This window comes from Micromonospora sp. M71_S20, assembly GCF_003664255.1.
Lineage (GTDB): Bacteria > Actinomycetota > Actinomycetes > Mycobacteriales > Micromonosporaceae > Micromonospora.
Map to the genome: position 1 here is coordinate 387,255 of NZ_RCCV01000001.1, position 17,192 is coordinate 404,446.

At 74.8% G+C, this 17,192-nt stretch carries 16 protein-coding genes and 2 pseudogenes; 10 read left to right on the forward strand and 8 right to left on the reverse strand.

Features of this window, described 5'->3' with window-relative positions; genetic code table 11:
* Nucleotides 1-4 precede the first annotated feature (4 nt).
* A pseudogene (locus DER29_RS36155) lies at nt 5-1,456 on the reverse strand (DNA topoisomerase); the annotation flags it as partial.
* Nucleotides 1,451-2,896, reverse strand: a pseudogene (locus DER29_RS36160) (ATP-binding protein); the annotation flags it as partial. The pseudogenes DER29_RS36160 and DER29_RS36155, both read right to left, overlap by 6 nt.
* A 481-nt stretch (nt 2,897-3,377) precedes the next feature.
* On the opposite strand from DER29_RS36160, the gene DER29_RS01725 reads away from it, so the two are divergent.
* Nucleotides 3,378-4,637, forward strand: coding sequence for a hypothetical protein (locus DER29_RS01725; RefSeq protein ID WP_121398920.1), 1,260 nt, complete (start codon nt 3,378-3,380; stop codon nt 4,635-4,637).
* 225 nt (nt 4,638-4,862) lie between these two features.
* On the opposite strand, the gene DER29_RS01730 is transcribed toward DER29_RS01725, so the two are convergent.
* Both DER29_RS01730 and DER29_RS01735 read right to left on the reverse strand, forming a co-directional pair.
* Entirely contained in the window at nt 4,863-5,504 is a 642-nt protein-coding gene (locus DER29_RS01730) for a class I SAM-dependent methyltransferase (protein WP_121395693.1), read from the reverse strand.
* 9 nt (nt 5,505-5,513) lie between these two features.
* Entirely contained in the window at nt 5,514-6,152 is a 639-nt protein-coding gene (locus DER29_RS01735; RefSeq protein ID WP_121395695.1) for an Rrf2 family transcriptional regulator, read from the reverse strand.
* Nucleotides 6,153-6,313: 161 nt separating this feature from the next.
* Here DER29_RS01735 and DER29_RS01740 point away from each other — a divergent pair, with 161 nt between their 5' ends.
* The 3 genes from DER29_RS01740 to DER29_RS01750 all read left to right on the forward strand — a co-directional run bounded on the left by DER29_RS01740 (nt 6,314) and on the right by DER29_RS01750 (nt 9,935).
* Complete coding sequence (locus DER29_RS01740; RefSeq protein ID WP_121395697.1) at nt 6,314-7,534, forward strand: globin domain-containing protein; 1,221 nt, start codon at nt 6,314-6,316, stop codon at nt 7,532-7,534.
* Between the two features lie 222 nt (nt 7,535-7,756).
* On the forward strand, nt 7,757-8,974 hold the full coding sequence (locus tag DER29_RS01745; protein ID WP_121395699.1) for a glycosyltransferase: 1,218 nt from the start codon (nt 7,757-7,759) through the stop codon (nt 8,972-8,974).
* A gap of 97 nt (nt 8,975-9,071) precedes the next feature.
* A complete protein-coding gene (locus DER29_RS01750) occupies nt 9,072-9,935 on the forward strand; it encodes an alpha/beta fold hydrolase (protein ID WP_121395700.1) in 864 nt (287 codons plus the stop codon).
* 127 nt (nt 9,936-10,062) lie between these two features.
* Here the strand turns inward: DER29_RS01750 and DER29_RS34400 are convergent, their stop codons facing one another.
* Entirely contained in the window at nt 10,063-10,233 is a 171-nt protein-coding gene (locus tag DER29_RS34400) for a hypothetical protein (protein WP_172896549.1), read from the reverse strand.
* A gap of 202 nt (nt 10,234-10,435) precedes the next feature.
* On the opposite strand from DER29_RS34400, the gene DER29_RS01755 reads away from it, so the two are divergent.
* Nucleotides 10,436-11,071 carry a hypothetical protein gene (locus tag DER29_RS01755; protein ID WP_121395702.1) on the forward strand — a complete coding sequence of 212 codons (636 nt, stop codon included), beginning with the start codon at nt 10,436-10,438 and terminating at the stop codon, nt 11,069-11,071.
* A 163-nt stretch (nt 11,072-11,234) separates the two neighbouring features.
* Nucleotides 11,235-11,600 carry a hypothetical protein gene (locus DER29_RS01760; RefSeq protein ID WP_121398921.1) on the forward strand — a complete coding sequence of 122 codons (366 nt, stop codon included), beginning with the start codon at nt 11,235-11,237 and terminating at the stop codon, nt 11,598-11,600.
* A 58-nt stretch (nt 11,601-11,658) separates the two neighbouring features.
* On the opposite strand, the gene DER29_RS01765 is transcribed toward DER29_RS01760, so the two are convergent.
* The 3 genes from DER29_RS01765 to DER29_RS01775 all read right to left on the reverse strand — a co-directional run bounded on the left by DER29_RS01765 (nt 11,659) and on the right by DER29_RS01775 (nt 13,441).
* Nucleotides 11,659-12,186: a DinB family protein gene (locus tag DER29_RS01765; protein ID WP_121395704.1), complete on the reverse strand. Its 528-nt coding sequence runs from the start codon at nt 12,184-12,186 to the stop codon at nt 11,659-11,661.
* 59 nt (nt 12,187-12,245) lie between these two features.
* The gene (locus tag DER29_RS01770; RefSeq protein WP_233599612.1) at nt 12,246-12,437 is read right to left on the reverse strand and encodes a hypothetical protein; all 192 of its coding nucleotides are present in this window, start codon (nt 12,435-12,437) and stop codon (nt 12,246-12,248) included.
* Between the two features lie 92 nt (nt 12,438-12,529).
* A complete protein-coding gene (locus DER29_RS01775; protein ID WP_121395706.1) occupies nt 12,530-13,441 on the reverse strand; it encodes a DUF72 domain-containing protein in 912 nt (303 codons plus the stop codon).
* Between the two features lie 234 nt (nt 13,442-13,675).
* Between DER29_RS01775 and DER29_RS01780 the strand changes: the two genes are divergently transcribed.
* The 4 genes from DER29_RS01780 (at nt 13,676) to DER29_RS01795 (ending at nt 17,113) form a co-directional block, all read left to right on the forward strand.
* Complete coding sequence (locus DER29_RS01780) at nt 13,676-14,581, forward strand: hypothetical protein (protein WP_158618950.1); 906 nt, start codon at nt 13,676-13,678, stop codon at nt 14,579-14,581.
* A 112-nt stretch (nt 14,582-14,693) separates the two neighbouring features.
* On the forward strand, nt 14,694-15,407 hold the full coding sequence (locus tag DER29_RS01785) for a Pr6Pr family membrane protein (RefSeq protein ID WP_199729078.1): 714 nt from the start codon (nt 14,694-14,696) through the stop codon (nt 15,405-15,407).
* 119 nt (nt 15,408-15,526) lie between these two features.
* Entirely contained in the window at nt 15,527-16,573 is a 1,047-nt protein-coding gene (locus tag DER29_RS01790) for an NAD(P)-dependent alcohol dehydrogenase (protein WP_121395710.1), read from the forward strand.
* Nucleotides 16,574-16,597: 24 nt separating this feature from the next.
* A complete protein-coding gene (locus DER29_RS01795; RefSeq protein ID WP_121395712.1) occupies nt 16,598-17,113 on the forward strand; it encodes a 2'-5' RNA ligase family protein in 516 nt (171 codons plus the stop codon).
* Nucleotides 17,114-17,192: the final 79 nt, after the last annotated feature.

Genomic DNA, 17,192 nt, shown 5'->3' on the forward strand with positions numbered 1-17,192 from the left:
TGTGGACGAAGACTCCGGCCTCAAGGGCGAAGTTGTGGTGACCCTCGACCGTCAGGTCATACACGTCTGCGGTCTCATCGAGCCGCTCCACCGACACGACATGGTGGTTGACCAGGCCGACCGATTCCCGCAGACGGGTGTAGTCGCCGTCGTAGAGGGCGAGGAGCCGGTCGAACCGCAGACCGGTGCGCGCGCTCCGGAGGCGCTCGGCCTCGTACGCTTGCGCAAGTTCGGCGTCCGGCAGCACCAGCAGCGGGGCGAGGCGACGAAGCGCTGCCAGGCGCCTGCCCTCCTGCTGACGATCCACCCGTTCCGCCCGGGGCACGTTGGCCACGTATGCGGCCCGGCCCGCCTGGGCCTTGGCGAGGTGACCGGTCGCCGGATCCGACATCCGCCGCTTCATCAGGCGTGAGTGGCGTTCGCCGAATTCCGGATTGTCCTCGTGCCAGGCCAGCACCGCGCTGCGCTGGCGTTCCCGCTCGGCGGGGTCGGCGAACTGTTCGACGGTCTTTCGCGAACGCCAGGCACGCAACCCGGGATCGTCCCACTGCTGTACCGCAGGGTCACGCCACTCGTGGCGGCGGGCGGGGTCGGCAAAGTACCTGCGGACGCGGTCGGCGGCGGCCTCTCGGTGCTCAGGCTTCGACCAGTACTGCGCCTGTCGGTCGCGCATCCGATCGGCGTAGGCGCGTCGCTCGTCGTCGCTGAGCGCGTCGTACCAGTCCTGGAAGGCCTGTTCGATCTTCGCCCGGAACGCGGGTGACTCGTTGAGCGCGAACAGCCGGGCAAGGCATGCCGCGCGGAAGGCGGGATCACGCCACTGAGCGGCGAGCATGGCGGACTTGAACTCCCGGCCACCGTTGTCGAACCACTCACGCCAGCCCGCCTGGACGTGCTCGCCCATCATCGCGGCATGCAGTGCCGAGTGGTCGGCCCAGGTCATCCGCTGGATGTTCCGGGGATCGTTGTTGCGCTTGTTGATGTCGACGTGGTGACGGACGTTGCCGTTGGCGGCGCTGTCCTTGCCATGACGGAGATTCCACGCGTCCGCGAGGTAGTGGGTGTAGACCCACTCCTCGCGATCGTTCATCCAGACCCGTTCGTATCCGTGCAGTTTATGCCTCTCGGCCCTGCTGGAGACGCTTCGGTAGAGCGGCATCAGCGATTCGCCGGGGGCCAGGGCGTCGGCGCGCCGATAGGAACCGTCACGTAGCCGGAAGAGGTGGTCCGGCGTGCACCGCACCGACTCACCGTTGTCGAGGAGTACTCGGACGAGCGGCGCGTTTCGCTTGGTCAGACGCGGTTCCACCAGAGGGGCGATCACCACACGGCCAGCCTTGTTGGTCGTGTAGCCGAAGTGGGTCAATCCCTGAGCCCAGTCGGCTGCCAGATCGGCGAAGGACCTGGCCTCGCCCGAGGCGAGCGCCACCATGGTGTCGCCGGTAAAGCAACCCAACGCGCTGTCGCCCTCGACGATGAACAGCTCGCTGCGATCGACCCCGGTGGCGCGGCAGTCGACCAGCTTCGGCGGCATCGACGCGCCCTCCAGGGCGGTCTTGCGCCGGGCGGCGTCCTTCTGCTGCTTCTGGGTCAGCCGCACGCGCGCCGCGTCGACGATCTTCTGAAGGACCGTACGCGCCTCGGCCTTGGTCCTGCGGTCCTCCAGCCACGCCTTCAGGTGCTGCTCGACCAGCGCCTGGATCACCTTGGTGATGCCGGCGGTGGAGAGCTCGTCCTTCGTCTGCGAGGTGAACTGTGGCTCCGGGATCCGGACGTGCACGACCGCGGTCATGCCCTCCAGGACATCGTCCAGGGTGGGCGGGTCCTCCTTGGCCTTGAGCAGGCCACGGGTGTTGCGGACGGCGTCGGCGAGGGTACGCGCCAGGCCCCGTTCGAAGCCCTTGCGGTGGGTGCCGCCGTGCGCGTTGCGGATGGTGTTGGTGAAGCACTCGACGGTGCGCTCGTAACCGGTGCCCCATCGGAAGGCCACCTCGACCTCGGCCCGACGCTGCACGTTGGACTGCATGACCCCGTTGGCGTCGGCGGCGTTCTCCCGGTAGGTGCCCTCGCCGGTGACCATCAGCATGCCGGAGACGGGCCGGTCGCCGGCCGGGGCGAGGAACTCCACCATGTCGGTCAGCCCGTTGGGGTAGTGGAAGCTCTCCTCGGTCGGCTCCTCGCCGGTGTGGTCACGCAGCGTGTAGCTCACGCCCGGCACCAGGAACGCCGTGTTGCGCAGCTTCGTCCGCACGGCGTCGGCGTCCAGGGAGGCGCCTGTCTCGAAGTAGCGCGCGTCGTGCCACCAGCGGATCGAGGTGCCGGTGCGCTGGCCGCGCTTCATCGCACCGACGATCTGGAGCCCGGGGCCCGGGGTGAACACGGCGTCGGGGCTGTCACCGTCGAAGACTCCCGGCACGCCGTGCCGGAACGACATCGCGTGGACCTTGCCGCCCCGGCGGACGGTGACGTCGAACCGGCGGGACAGCGCGTTGACCGCCGAGGCGCCCACGCCGTGCAGACCGCCGGAGGTCTTGTAGCCGGAGCCGCCGAACTTGCCGCCCGCGTGCAGCCGGGTGAGCACCAGCTCGACGCCGGAGATGCCGGACTTGGCGTGCACGTCGGTGGGGATGCCCCGACCGTCGTCGTCGACCTGGACCGAGCCGTCGGCGTGCAGCGTCACCTCCACCTTCGTGGCGTGGCCGGCGACGCCCTCGTCGGTGGAGTTGTCGAGGATCTCGTTGACGAGGTGACCCACGCCACGGCTGTCGGTGGAGCCGATGTACATGCCGGGCCGCTTGCGGACGGCGTCCAGCCCCTCGAGGTGCGTGAGGTCGTCGGCCCCGTACAGGGTCTCAGGCTCTGCGGTCAACTGGTCGTACTCCCAGGTCTCGGCGATGTGGTACCGCGTCCGACGTCGTCGGTCGGCCGGCGCGCCGCAGCGAGCCTAACCGGGAGATGCGACAGGACGACGGCGCCCCGCAGCGAGGCACGCGCCTCGCCGTGGGGCGGGCCCCGGTCGGGAGGGTAACGCGTTCCGTCCGGTTCCGGCGCATCGGAGCCGCCGTGACCGGTTTGCGAACGAGCCGGCCACGGGCGCTTCCATCCGGACAACAACGAGGCCGTGGCCGACCTTCCCCAGCGGCGAGGACGCCAGGTCCCGGGCACCGGGTGTCCGGTGCCACCGGCCGTGGACACCGCGCCGCCGACACCTTCGGGCCGGGCGCTCCGACCGTCCGACGCCGGCGGGGGCCCGGACGGGGCGGGTGTGTCCCTTTGCGAAAGATTTTGTTACGGGCCATTGACGCCCATCATGCCGGGGTGATCTGATCGCGCCCTCGGAGGATCTTTCACGTTTCGATGGACAGATGGGGGACGTCATGTCCAGGTTCCGTCGTACCGCACTCGCGGCGGCGCTCGCCGTCGCCACCGCCACCCTGTCGACCGCCGTCGGGTTGAGCGCCCCGGCCTCGGCAGCCCCGCCCACCGCCGCGGTGGCGCTCGGCGACAGCTTCATCAGCGGTGAGGGCGCCGGGGCGTACACCCCGGTGGCCGACGTCAACGGGGTCGCCCAGGGCTTCCCGGGCTGGACCGCCGCGAACAACAACGCGTTCTTCTGCCACCGCTCGGCCAACGCCTCGCTGCACCGGGCCAACCTGCCGGGCATCCAGGACCGGTTCAACCTCGCCTGCTCCGGCGGGCAGCCGCACGACATCGCCGCCGCCTCCTCGGCCCGGACCAACGGCCGTCAGGTGGCCGCCCAGCTCGACCAGCTGCGCGCGGTCGGCCGGACCCACGACATCGACCTGGTGCTGCTCGGGCTCGGCTCGAACAACAGCTCGTTCACTTTCGGCAACGTCGCGGAGAAGTGCGCCAACCGGTTCATCGCCGACGCCTGGACCGGCTGGTGGGAGTTCTGGGCCTACCTGGGCGGGCCGGTGGAGCAGAAGCCCTGCACCGACGCCGACCTGGCCACCGCCGCCCAGTGGAGCGCCGCGACCGCGGAGACCACCTCGGCCGTACGCCAGCTCCTCACCACGCTGCGCGAGATCGACGCCGACGGTCAGCACCGGATCGTCCTGCAGGACTACACCAACCCGCTGCCGCTCGACCTCGAGGCGCGCTTCCACGAGGAGGACAGCCGGGACGACACCCGGGACAAGTTCCGCGCGCTGGGCGCCGAGCGGTACGCGGCCGGCTGCCCGATCCACCGGGCCAGCCTGCTGCCGGGGCACCGCTTCTCGCAGGGGCTGGGCACCCTGGTGAAGTCCACCCGGGACACCCTTGCCGCCGAGTTCCCCGGTGCGGACCTGGTCTACCTCAACGTGCAGCGGGCCTTCGACGGCGCCCGGCTCTGCGAGTCGGGGACCAGCCCGGCCGGCACCCTGGCCACCCCGATCCGCCTGCAGGACAGCCCGCCGAACGGCGTCTTCGTCACCAGCCTCTCCGGCAAGGACAAGATCGCCATCCAGCGGATCGCGAACACCTGCGTGAGCTACTTCCAGACCTGCCAGGAGTCGTGGCACCCGAACGCCGCCGGCCACCAGGTGCTCGGGCAGTGCCTGACGGGCGCGGCCACCACCGGTGCGCGTTCCGTGGCCTGCGTCCGCGCCGGGGACGGCTCGATCACGGTCTCCTGACCGCGACCGCGTCCCGGAACCCCGTGCCGCTCGGCGCGGGGTTCCGCCGCGTCCGGGGCCGGGCGGGCCGACGCGGTCACGAACGGCCGGCGCGGTCACGAACGGCCGGCGCGGTCACGAACGCCCGGCGCGGTCGCGGACGGCCGGCGCCGTCAACGACGCTGGCGCGGTCACGGACAGCCGACGCGGTCGCGGGCGAGCGCCGGAGGCCGCCGACGGGGTGGATCAGTCGCGGGTGGCCACGCCGAGCACGTGCGGGGCGGCGGGGGCCGGGAGTCGGCTGTCGGGGAAGCGGAACGCGTCCAGCTCGGTGACGGTGAAGCCCGCGGCCCGGATCGCGCCCACCGTGTCGCGGCCCGTGTGGCAGCCGCCGCAGAGCAACGGCCAGACGGTCGCGTCGACCAGCCGCTGCACGCGGCGCAGGCCAGGTGTCTGCGCGCGTACGTGCTCGAAGAAGCGCACCTGCCCACCGGGCCGCAGCACCCGGCGGGCCTCGCGCAGCGCGGCGGCCTGGTCGGCCACCGAGCAGAGGACCAGGGACAGCACCACCGCGTCCGCGTCGGCGTCGGGCACCGGCAGCGCCTCGGCGAGGCCGTCGACCACCTCCACGGGTACGGGCGCCCCGGCCGCCGCCTCCCGGGCCGCCGCCCGGAGCCGGGGCTCCGGCTCGACCGCAAGCACCCGCTCGACGGTGCCCGGGTAGTGCGCGAAGGTGCGGCCGTTGCCGGCGCCGACCTCGACCACCCGGCCCGCGAGGCCGGCGACGAGCCGGCGGCGGTGGGCGGCCGCGCCGGCGGCGTCCATCGCCACGCTCGCCCGCGCGAACACCCGGGCGAACACCGGGTGGGAGACCGCACCACGGGACATCGTCGCTCCTCAGACCGGATCGGGTACGGCCCGCCGGCCGACCGGGGACGGCGTCGCGGCCGGCCGCGCCGGGCCGCGCACGGCCGCGGGGGGCAGCGGGCCCGGCGCCGACGGTTCGCCGGACGACGGCGTGCCCGGCGAGGGTGGCTCCCCCGACGGCGGCGCGCCCGGCAGAGGTCGCTCCCCGGACGACGGCGCGACCGGCGCCGACGCCGGTCGGGGGCGGGGCAGGCCGAGGGCGAGCAGCGCCGGGCCGGTCGGCCCGGCGACCAGCTCGCCGAGCGTCACGTCGTCCAGCACGGCGAGGAAGGCGTCCCGGGCGCGGCGAAGTTCGCCCCGCAGCCGGCAGGCCGCGCGCAGCGAGCAGGCCGGCTCGTCGCAGGAGACCACCTCGTCGTCGCCCTCGAAGGCCCGCACCACGTGCCCGACCGTGGCGTTCCCGCCGCCCTCGGCGAAGGCCACCCCGCCGGAGCGGCCCCGGATGGTGACGAGCACGCCGAGCCGCTGCAACCGCTGCACCACCTTGGCGACGTGGTTGCGGGGCAGGTCGAGCTGGTCGGACAGCTCGTCCACGGTCATCCGTCGCGGGTTGGCGGCGGCGAGCATGGCGATGCGCAGCGCCATGTCGGTGGACCGGTTGAGCTTCACGTCCCGACCCTAGCCACCGCGGTCGAGCCCCCACCACGGTCGACCGGACCCGGGATGTGATCCGGACGACCCCCGACCCGGGACCTTCGACCCTGAAGAGGTATCTCGAATACCTGTTTTGCTGTCGTGGTTCGAGCGATTGACCTCAGAAGGAGAAAGCCGTGCTCTCGGAGTCCTCAGCAGCAGTGGTGACGGCGACCCTGCCCGCCGTGCAGGCGCACGGCGAGGCGATCACCGGCCGGTTCTACCAGCGGATGTTCGACGCGCACCCCGAACTGCTCGACATCTTCAACCGCAGCAACCAGGCCACCGGCACGCAGAAGGCCGCCCTCGCGGCCGCCGTGGTCGCGTACGCGGAGCACCTGACCGGCGGCAGCCGCGCGCCGTGGGGGCCGATCCTGGACCGCATCGCGCACAAGCACGCCTCGCTCGGCATCACCGCCACCCAGTACACGATCGTCGGCCGGCACCTGCTCGCCGCCGTCGGCGAGGTGCTGGGCGAGGCCGTCACCGCCGAGGTGGCGGCGGCCTGGGACGAGGTCTACTGGCTGCTGGCCTGCGAGCTGATCGCCCGGGAGGCCCGCCTCTACACCGTGGCCGGGCTGGCCGAGGGCGAGTCGGTCTGGCGGGACTGGCGGGTCGTCGCCCGGACCACCGAGGCGCTGGACGTCGTGTCGTTCACCCTGGTCCCGGCCGACGGCGGGCAGGTGCCCACCTTCGTCCCGGGCCAGTACACCTCGGTCGCCGTCGACCTGGACGGCGGGCGCGGTCAGCAGATCCGCCAGTACAGCCTCTCCGGCTGCCCCGGCGCCGACCACTGGCGGATCACCGTCAAGCGCGTACGCGGCACCGGCGACGCCCCCGACGGCATGGTCTCCACCTTCCTGCACGAGCGCGTGGGGGTCGACGACACCCTCCGGCTCAGCCCGGCGTTCGGCGAGGTCAGCGCGGTGGCCGGGGAGGGCCCGCTGCTGCTGGTCAGCGCGGGCATCGGCCTGACCCCGGCGATGGCCGCGCTGGAGCACCTGGCCGCCACCGAGCCGCAGCGTCCGGTGGTGCTGGTGCACGCCGACCGGGCCGGCGCGGCGCACGCGTTCCGCGGCGAACTGCCGCGCCTGCACGCCGCGCTGCCCAACCTGCGCACCGCCCTCTGGTACGAGGACCTCACCGACGGCGAACTGGCCGGGGTGACCGCCGAGGTCATCGCCGGCCGGGTCGATCCGGCGCTGATCCCGCTCTCCCCCGACGCCCACGTGCACCTCTGCGGGCCGCTGCCGTTCATGAACACCGTCCGGGGCGGCCTGCTGCGCCGAGGGGTGCCGGTGGAGCGGATCGCCTGCGAGGTCTTCGGGCCGGGCATGCTCCACGACGACCGGCCCTGACCCTGTGTCATCGGCCGGTCACGGGCGGTGGGGGCGGTTCGCCCCGCCGCCCGCCGGCCCCTCCACACCCGACGGACAGCTCCGCAGGACGAGCCGGGCGGGCGGCGGTTAGGAGGTGAGGTCGGGGGTAGGGACTCCTGCGGCGGGGTCCGCCAGGCGGCGAGGAGACGCCCCGGGGCTCGACCGGGTCCCCGCCGACGGGCCGGCCGATGGAGGAAGCACATGCGTATCGCGATGATCTCGGAGCACGCCAGTCCACTCGCCGTCGGAGGGGTGGAGGAGTCCGGCGGTCAGCACACGCACGTGGCGGAGCTCGCCGCCGCCCTGGTCGGCGAGGGGCACGACGTCCGCGTCTACACCCGCCGGGACTCCACCGTCCCGCCCGACTCCGTGGTCACCCCGGACGGCTACCAGGTGTGCCACGTGCCGGCCGGTCCGGCGCTACGGGTGCCGAGGGACGAGCTGCTGCCGCACATGGGCGAGTTCGGACGCTGGCTGGCCGGTCAGTGGCGCGACGGCGGCTGGACGCCGGACGTGGCGCACGCCCACTTCTGGACGAGCGGGCTGGCCACCGTGCACGCCGGCCGGCGCACCGGGGTGCCGGTGGTGCTGACTTACCACAGCCTCGGCTCGGTGAAGCGGCGGCTGCAGGGCGCCCGGGACGCCAGTCCACCGGGCCGGGTGGGCTACGAGCGGGCCCTGGGCCGGGCCGCGGACCGGGTCATCGTGCAATGCCAGGACGAGGTCGGCGAGCTGGTCCGGCTCGGCGTGCCCCGGTCCCGGATGACGCTGGTCCCCGCCGGGGTCGACCAGGAGCTGTTCCGCCCCGACGGGCCCGTCGCCCCGCGCGACCCGGCCCGCCCCCGGCTCATCACCGTCGGCCGGATGGTGGAGCGCAAGGGCATCCAGGACGTCATCCGGGCGCTGCCGGCCGTGCCGGACGCCGAGTGCGTGGTGGTCGGCGGCCCGCCTGCGGAGCTGCTCCCCGCGGACGGCTTCGCCCGCCGGCTCCGCGCGCTCGCCGAGTCCTGTGGGGTCGCCGACCGGGTGAAGCTGCTGGGCGGGCTGCCCCGGGAGGAGCTGGCCCCCTGGTACCGCTCGGCGGACCTGCTGGTGGCCGCCCCCTGGTACGAGCCGTTCGGGCTCGCCCCGCTGGAGGGCATGGCGTGCGGGGTGCCGGTCGTCGGCACGAACGTCGGCGGGATCGCCGACACCGTGGTCGACGGCCTGACCGGCGACCTCGTGCCGCCCCGGGACCCCCGGGCCCTCGGCACCGCGGTCCGCCGGCTGCTCGCCGACAAGGTCCGTCGCTTCGCGTACGCCACGGCGGCGCTGGACCGGATCCGCAACCGGTACTCGTGGAAGCGCTGCGCCGAGCAGCTGAGCACGGTCTACGCCACGGTCAGCACGGTCGGCCGGCCCGCCCCGGCGGTGGCGTAGCGCGGGTGGTGGTCGGCGGTCCGCGGTCGACGCCGGGGACGTGACGCCCACCACCCCACGGTTACCCGTCGGTAGCCTCGGGTCGTAGCCTGGGGCGGTGAACGCGACGGGGGAATACCGGCAGGAGTTCGTCGAGGTCGACGGGGCCCGCATCGGGCTACAGGTGTATCCCGATCCGGACGGCGTCGCCGACGCCCCGCTGGTGCTGATCACGCCCGCGATGGGCGTCCGGGCGCGCTACTACCGGCCGTTCGCCGCCGCGCTGCGCGCCGCCGGCCTGGCCGTGGCGGTGGCCGACCTGCGCGGCACCGGGGAGAGCACCCCGAAGCCGAGCCGCGCCTGCCGGTACGGCTATTCGGAACTGGCCGCCGACGTGGGCGCCGTGCTGGCGGCGCTGAAGACCCGGCGGGACGGGCGCAGGACGCTGCTGCTCGGGCACTCCCTCGGCGGGCAGGCGGCGCTGCTGCACCTCGCCGTGCACGGCGACCACGACGTCGACGGGCTGGCGCTGGTCGCCGTCGGCGTGCCGTGGTGGCGCAGCTACCCGGGCCTGCGCGGGTACGGCGTCCTGCCGTACACCCAGGGGATCGCGGCGACCGCCCGGCTGCTCGGCGTCTGGCCGGGCTGGGGCTTCGGCGGCCGGCAGGCGCGCGGGGTCATCCGCGACTGGGCGCACACCGCGCGGACCGGGCGCTTCCCGCAGCTGGACGGGGTGGACGCCGAGGCGGCCGTGCGGGCGCTGCGGACCCCCGTCCTCGCGGTCAGCGTCGACGACGACCAGTACACCCCGCACGAGACCGTCGACCACCTGTGCGCGAAGCTGGCCGCCGCGCCCGTCGCGCGCGAGCGCTACACCCCGGCGCAGGCCGGCACCCGGATGGACCACTTCACCTGGGTACGCGCGAGCGCCCCGCTGGCGGCCCGGGTGGCCCGCTTCGCCGCCGACCTGCCGGCCCGCTGACCCTCGGCGGGCCGCGACACGAGCGGGGCGACTCGTCGGGCCGGCCCGGCCGCCCGACGCCGGCGACGGTCGGCACGGCCGCGGCGACGCGTCCCGGGCGGCGCCCCACCGCCCGGGACGGAGACGCTCACTCGTCGGTGTCGACGGGCACCATCTCGCCGTCGCGCTCCACGCGGGTCTCGCCGCGCTCGGCGGGCGGCGGCACCTGGGCCGTGGTCTTGCGCGGGTCGTTGTCCGGGTGCATCAGCACCGCGTCGGTCGACGCGGTCTTCTCCCGGCTCTCCTCGGGCTGCGACATCCGCTTCCCCTCTCGCTCGGGTCGTCCGGTCAACTACCCGCAGCGGCCCCGCCGACTCCTCCCGGCCCGTCCCCGTCGTCTCCCCGCGCCGACGCCCCGGTCCGGTATCTGCGCCGTCGCGGCGTATCAGCAGGTGACGGGCGGGATTAGCCGGCCGGGCGGCGGGTATGCCGCACCGCCCGACACGGTGGAAGGGGATCAGATGTCCGAACGGCACACCGCACTGCGCTCGATGCACGACCTGGGCCTGGCGGCCTGGTTCGGGGGCTCCCTGATGGGAGCGTTCGGCGTCAACGGCGCGGCGGCACAGATGAACGACTCGACCCAGCGGTTGCCGATGGCCTCGGCCGGCTGGGCCCGGTGGACCCCGGTGAACGCCGCGGCGATCGGCGCCCACCTGGCGGGGGCCGTCGGGGAACTGGTGACGGAGAGCCCCCGGGTGGCCGCCCAGTCGGGGGTGGCCCGGGCCAGCACGCTGAAGACGGCGCTGACCGTCGGCGCGCTGGCGGTGACCGGCTACAGCCGGCTGCTCGGCATGAAGCTGGAGAAGGCCGGCGGCCCGGCGGTCGAGGGGGTCACCGAGCCGAACTCGCACACGCCGTCGAACGTGGCGTCGTGCCAGCGGCAGATGCGGATGCTCCAGTGGGCGATCCCGGCGATGACCGGGGCGCTCATCGTGATGACCGCCTACATGGGCGAGCAGCAGAAGCCCGGCGAGGTGTTCCGGGGAATGCTCGGGCGCGTCGGCGGCAAGCGGAACGCCCCGAAGGGGATGGGCGCGCTCATGGCGATGGGCGGGGCCCGGCAGAAGCGGATGGCGAAGTCCGGCCGCTGCTGACCGACGTGCCGCCGGACGGCGTCCCGCCGACTCCTCGGCGGCGGGGCGCCGCTGCGCGCGTCCCCACCCGCCGGGACCGCGGCCCCCCGGCGCCGGCGAGGCATGACCGCCCCGGTGACGGGCATTCGGGGCCGGTACCGGCGGACCGAGCAGCGAGGTGGCCATGACGGCAGGAGAGGGACGCGGCGGGGACCGACGCGCACCGGAGGCGACCACGCCCTGGGTGACCAGGGACGGCATGGACGTGGAGCCGCCGTGGGGCGTCGGTGAGCACGACCCCATGGACGAGGGCAGCGAGGAGACCGCCGTACCGGAGGGGCGGCGCGGGGAGCGGCGGGCCGACGAGCCGGCGGGACCGTCCGGCCCCGCCGGGCGGCACGGCTTCGGCTCGGTCGAACCGACACCCACGCGACCGGCGGGCCCCGGCGCGCCGCCCGACCCGGCGCCGGCCCGACGGTCCTTTCCCGACGCCGCCGACATCGAGGAGCGGACGGAGGACGCCCTGCGGACCCGGGGTCGGCGCTCCTGACCGGTACGCCCCGGGGTGGGGGTGCGGACGGGACGGCCCCGCGCCGAACGCCCGACGGTCAGGCGCGCCCCGCCGCCCGCAGCAGCCGGAGCTGACCGATCTCGGCCGCGTTCTTCATCAACTCGGCGTTGACCCAGGCGAGCATGTGCGCCACCGTGTGCCCCGCGTCGTCCTGCCACGGGAACGACGCGGTGGCGTCGAGGTCGGCGTCGGTGAGCCGGTCGAGGTGCCCGAGCCACTCGGCGCGCAGGCCCCGCAGCCAGGCGATGGTCGGCTCGCCCGCGCCCGGCCATCCGACGTCGGTGCGCTGCCGTGGCGGCCCTCCGCCGAGATGGTCCATGGCCACCGTCCACCACCAGCCGATGTGCCAGGACAGCCAGCCGATCGTCGGGACCGGCACGGGGTCGGGTTCGGTGTCGGCCCAGTCGGGTGTCCACCCGCCGGCGGGGTCGCGTCGCACCGTCCAGCAGATCGCGGCCGGCTCCCAGAGGAAGTCCGCCGCGTCGAGGCGCTCGAGGTGGTACTCGAACAGCGACCACGTCAGGTCGAACTGCCAGCGCAGGAGTGCACGGGAGGTTGTCGCCATCCGGCGATCATGCCCGAGGGCACCGACCCGGTCCACGCAATTGGGCCCCCGCCACGAGGTCAGCCGCCGGCGGTGTCCTCGTCGGCGACCTCGGCGGGGTCCGCCGCCACCGGGTGACCGGTGTCGTCCACCAGACCGGGCGCCATGCTGCCGCCGTGTGCCTCCTGCGCCTCCCGGGTCTCGCGCGCCGCCGCGTCCCCCGGTACGCCCGGCGTCGCCTCCCCGGGGCGCTCCTGCCGCTGCTCACCCATCACCGCGTCCCCTTCCGTCGCTCACGCCCCCGCCGGTACCCGGGCGGCCGACGGGAAAACCTCGCCGCCGTGCCGACGATCCCGGCGCGTGCTCAGGACGGCGAACCGGCTCCCGCCCGGTCGCGTCCCGCCGGCCGGACCCCGAGCAGCTCCGCGAGTCGGGCGGCGTCACGCTGGGCCTGGTCGCCGCAGCAGTTGTTGAACAGCGCGTGCAGCTCCCCCGCCTGCCCGGCCAGCTCGGCCAGGAGTTCCGACCAGCGGCGGAGTTCCTCGTCGCCGTACGCGTAGCGGAACTTCTCCTGCTTGTCCCCGGTCTCCCAGGCGGTGCTGTGCCCGTGGAACCGGACGACCGCCAGTTCCGCCGTGGCGAACAGAACGGGCGGCACCGACGAGGGATGCCCCTGCGGCATGTCGACGCAGACGAACGACAGCCCGCGCTCCCTCAGGAAGGCGAGCGTGTCCAGCGCCGCCGTGCCGTCGAACCACGACCCGTGGCGCAGCTCGACGGCGACCCGCCACGGCTGGCACCGCTCCGCCAGCTCGGCGATGCGCCGCTCGGCGGCGGCCCCACGGGCCAGCCACGGCGGGAACTGGAGCAGGACCGCACCGAGCCGGTCGGCCGCCGCGATCGGGTCCAGCGCCGCCCGGAACCGGTCCCACAGCTCGTCGTACGCGGCCGCGGGGAGATCCCGGCGGCGGATCCGGCTCGGGCCACCGGCCGGGCGCAGGTCGCGGGGCAGCGCCGCCACCGGTGTCGGGTGACCGGTGAAGAGGCTGAACGCCTTGACGTCGAAGGTGAAGCCCTCGGGCGTGGCGTCGACCCAGCCCCGCGTCGTCTCGGGCACGGGCACCGCGTAGTAGGAGGTGTCCACCTCGACCAGCGGGAAGCGCCCGGCGTAGAAGTCGAGCCGGCCGGCCGGGGTGTTGGCCGCGCGGGGATACCAGCCCGAGCGCAGCAGCATCTGGTCCGCCCAGGACGACGTGCCCACCTTGATCACACCCATGTGATTCAGTGCACCGCGGACCGGACGAATCGGCAACCGCTGGCGGAAAACCGGCACCCGGGCTGCCCGCCGACATCCGGCTCGGCGACGAACCGGAGCGGCAGCCGCGAGGCGGTCGACGGCGCCAGGGCCGTGGCCGCCCCGGAAACCCGGTCCTCCAGAGCCGGCGTTTGTCGGACGTCACACCCCGGCCCGTGTGACGACCGGGGGGCCCGTGGCGCTGAGGGACACGAGATGAAAGCACACCGGATGGACCAGGAGACCGTCGAGCGGCTGCTCGACGGTCCTGTCCTCGACCCGCAGGACGGCCCGCAGCCCGTCACGTCGCTGTTGACGGCGGTCCGCGCCCCGGGCCGGGCCGGCGAACTGGCCGGCGAGGAGGCGGCCGTACGGGCCTACCGGCTGGCCCGGGCCGGCAGCCCGCTCGGTCCGCCGCAGCCGCGCCGCCGGCCCGCCCTCGCGGGGTTCGGCGTCCGCGCCGCGCTGGCCGGTGCCGCCCTCGCCCTCACGGGCGGGGTCGCCCTCGCCGCCACCGGGGGCGTGCTGCCCCACCCGCTGCGGGGTCCGGCGCCCACCACCGCCGCTCCCGTTCCCGCCCCCACCACGGACTCCTCCACGACGACCCGCCACCCGCCGTCCGCCCCGACGGGCGGGGCGGACGGTCGGCCGGAGCCGGACGCGAGGGTGCGGGAGCTGTGCCGGGCGTACCGGGCGGACGCCGGCGACCGGCCGGGCGGTTCCCCGGACGGCGCCGCCTTCGGTGACCTGATCGACGCCGCCGGTGGCCCCGGAGAGGTGGCCGGCTACTGCGAGCGGGTGCTGGCCGACGAGCCGAAGGGCCCCGGCCCGCACGGCAGCCCGTCCGGCGGGCCGGCGGTCACGCCGACCGGCCGACCCGGAGCGGACCCGACGGGCCGTCCCGGGGTCGATCCGACCGGACGTCCGGCGGTCGCGCCGACCGGCCGGCCCGGGGTCGACCCGACCGGCCGTCCCGGGGCGGAGCCGACCGGCCGGCGGACCGGGCCGCCCACGGCGTCGCCGTCGGCCACGGCCGCACGCCCGGCCCGGCCCGGCCCCGTCCACGTCTCGCCGGCGCAGGGGCGCCACACCGCCGCGCCGAGCGGCGGCGACGCGGGCTGACCGGGCGGCCGGCGGGCGGGCGGGCGCGTCCCTGCCGGCGCGCCGCCACGGCGGCGTGGCCCACGTGTCGTCGGCCGGTGACCTCGGCGGAGGCTGCTGGTAGCTTGCCCCGATGAGTCTGCGGCGTCGACGCGTGGCGGTGGCCGTCCGCCTGGCGATCGTGATCAGCGTGCTGGCCGGGATCGTGCTCACCGCGCTCGGTTCCGCCACGGTCACCGGCCTGCTGCCGTACTTCACGATCCAGAGCAACCTCGCCGTCGGGCTCTTCGCCGGGTACGCCGCCTGGGTGGCCCGGCAGGACCGGCCCGAGCCGCCCTCCGCGCTCAAGGGCGCGGTCACGCTCTACATCACCATCACCGGCGTGGTCTACCACCTGGTGTTGGCCAACCCGGTCAGCCCGTTCGCGATGCCGCAGGCCGACCGCACGCTCGGCGAGGCGCTGGGCAACCAGTTCCTGCACACCGTCGTGCCCCTGCTGGCCGTGGCGGACTGGGCGCTGTTCGACCGCCGGGGCCGGCTCCGCCTGCGCTACGCGGCCTGGTGGCTGGCGTTCCCCCTCGGATACCTCGGCTTCGCGCTGCTCCGCGGGCTGGTGGTGGACCGGTATCCGTACCCGTTCATCGACGCGGGCGAGTTGGGCTACGCCGGGGTGGCCGTCAGCGCGGTCTTCTTCGCCGCCGCGTTCTGGCTGCTGGGCCTGCTCTTCGTCGCCGTCGACCGGGGCCTGGGCCGCCGCGCCGCGGCGCCGGACGCCACCTCGACCAGCCCGGACGCCCCCTCGGCCGCCCCGCAGGTCGCCCGGCCCGACGCGACGGCCCTGCCCTGACGGCCACGCTCCCGGCGACTGACCCGCACGGGTGAACCGGGGCGCCGCGGTGGGCCGTTTGGGCTGCCGCTGAACGGGCAGCCGGCAGGCGGACCGGAAGCGGGAGAACGGGAGGCGTCATGCGCGCGCTGCGATTGCCCAACTGGAAGTCGGAGCCCGAACTGGTCGAGGTCGACGAGCCGACCCCGGGCCCGGGTCAGGTGGTCGTGAAGATCGGCGGTGCCGGTGCCTGCCACTCCGACCTGCACCTGATGCACGACTTCGAGGCCGGCGCGGTGCCCTGGAACCCGCCGTTCACCCTCGGCCACGAGAACGCCGGCTGGGTGCACGCGCTCGGCGACGGGGTGGGCGGGCTGACGGTGGGCCAGCCGGTGGCCGTGTACGGGCCGTGGGGCTGCGGCACCTGCGCCCGCTGCCGGGTGGGCGTCGACCCGTACTGCGAGAACACCGCCGAGGCGCCGGTGCCCGGCGGGGGCGGCGGCCTCGGCCTGGACGGCGGCATGGCCGAGTACATGCTGGTGCCGCAGGCCCGGCAGGTCCTACCGCTGCCCGACGGGCTCGACCCGGTGCTGGCGGCACCGCTGACCGACGCGGGGCTCACCCCCTACCACGCGATCCGCCGTTCCTGGGCGAAACTCGGCCCGACCAGCACCGCCGTGGTGATCGGCGTGGGCGGGCTCGGGCACGTCGGCGTGCAGATCCTCAAGGCCACCACCGCGGCCCGGGTGATCGCGGTGGACACCCGCGATGAGGCGCTGAAGCTCGGTGCGGAGTGCGGCGCCGACCTGACGATGCTCTCCGGCGAGGACACCGCCCAGGAGATCCGCCGGGCCACCGGGGGCCGGGGTGCCGACGTGGTCCTGGACTTCGTCGGCGCCGACCCGACCCTCGCGCTCGGCGCCGCCGCCGCCCGCACCGTCGGCGACCTCACCATCGTCGGCATCGGCGGCGGCACGCTGCCGGTGGGCTTCTTCTCCGTGCCGTACGAGGTGAGCATCCAGACCACGTACTGGGGCAGCCGGCCGGAGCTCGTCGAGGTGCTCGAACTGGGCGCCCGGGGCCTGGTCAAGCCGAAGGCCAGCACCTTCTCGCTGGACGAGGCGGTCGTCGCGTACCGGAAGATGCGCGACGGCACGCTGGAGGGCCGGGCCGTCGTCGTGCCGTGACCGCCGCGACCCTAGAGTGATCATGTGGTCGCGGCGCTGGAGCTCTACCTGGACACCGACGCCACCCGACGGATCCGGGTGCTCTGGGACGCGCTGGAGTCCGAGGGCGTGCAGAGCATGCGGTCGCTGCTGGAGCAGCGCCACCGGCCGCACGTCTCGCTCGCCGTCGCGCCCCGCTTCGATCCGGAGCGGGTCGCGGCGGCGCTGCGCGGCACGGTGGTCGCCGCGCCGCTGCGGCTGAGCTTCGAGCACGCCGGGCAGTTCGTCGGCCGGGTGCTGTGGCTGGGCCCGACCCCCACCGCCGAACTGCTCGCGCACCACGCGCGGGTGCACGGCCGGCTGGCCGAGGCGGGGATCGGGCTGGTCGAGCACTACCAGCCGGGGCGTTGGGTGCCGCACTGCACGCTGTCCATGCGGGTGCCGAACGCCCTGATGGCCGCCGCCGTACGCCGCTGCCTGGAGGTGCTGCCGCTGGAGGCGACCGTGGTCGGCGCGGCCCTCACCGACCATGCCCGGGGCATCTCCCATCCGTTGCCGTAGCCGGACCGCACCGCCGTCGTGACCGAGGCGGTGCGGTCCGGCGCTTGTCCGCGTCGCATCCGGGGGTGGATCCTGTAGG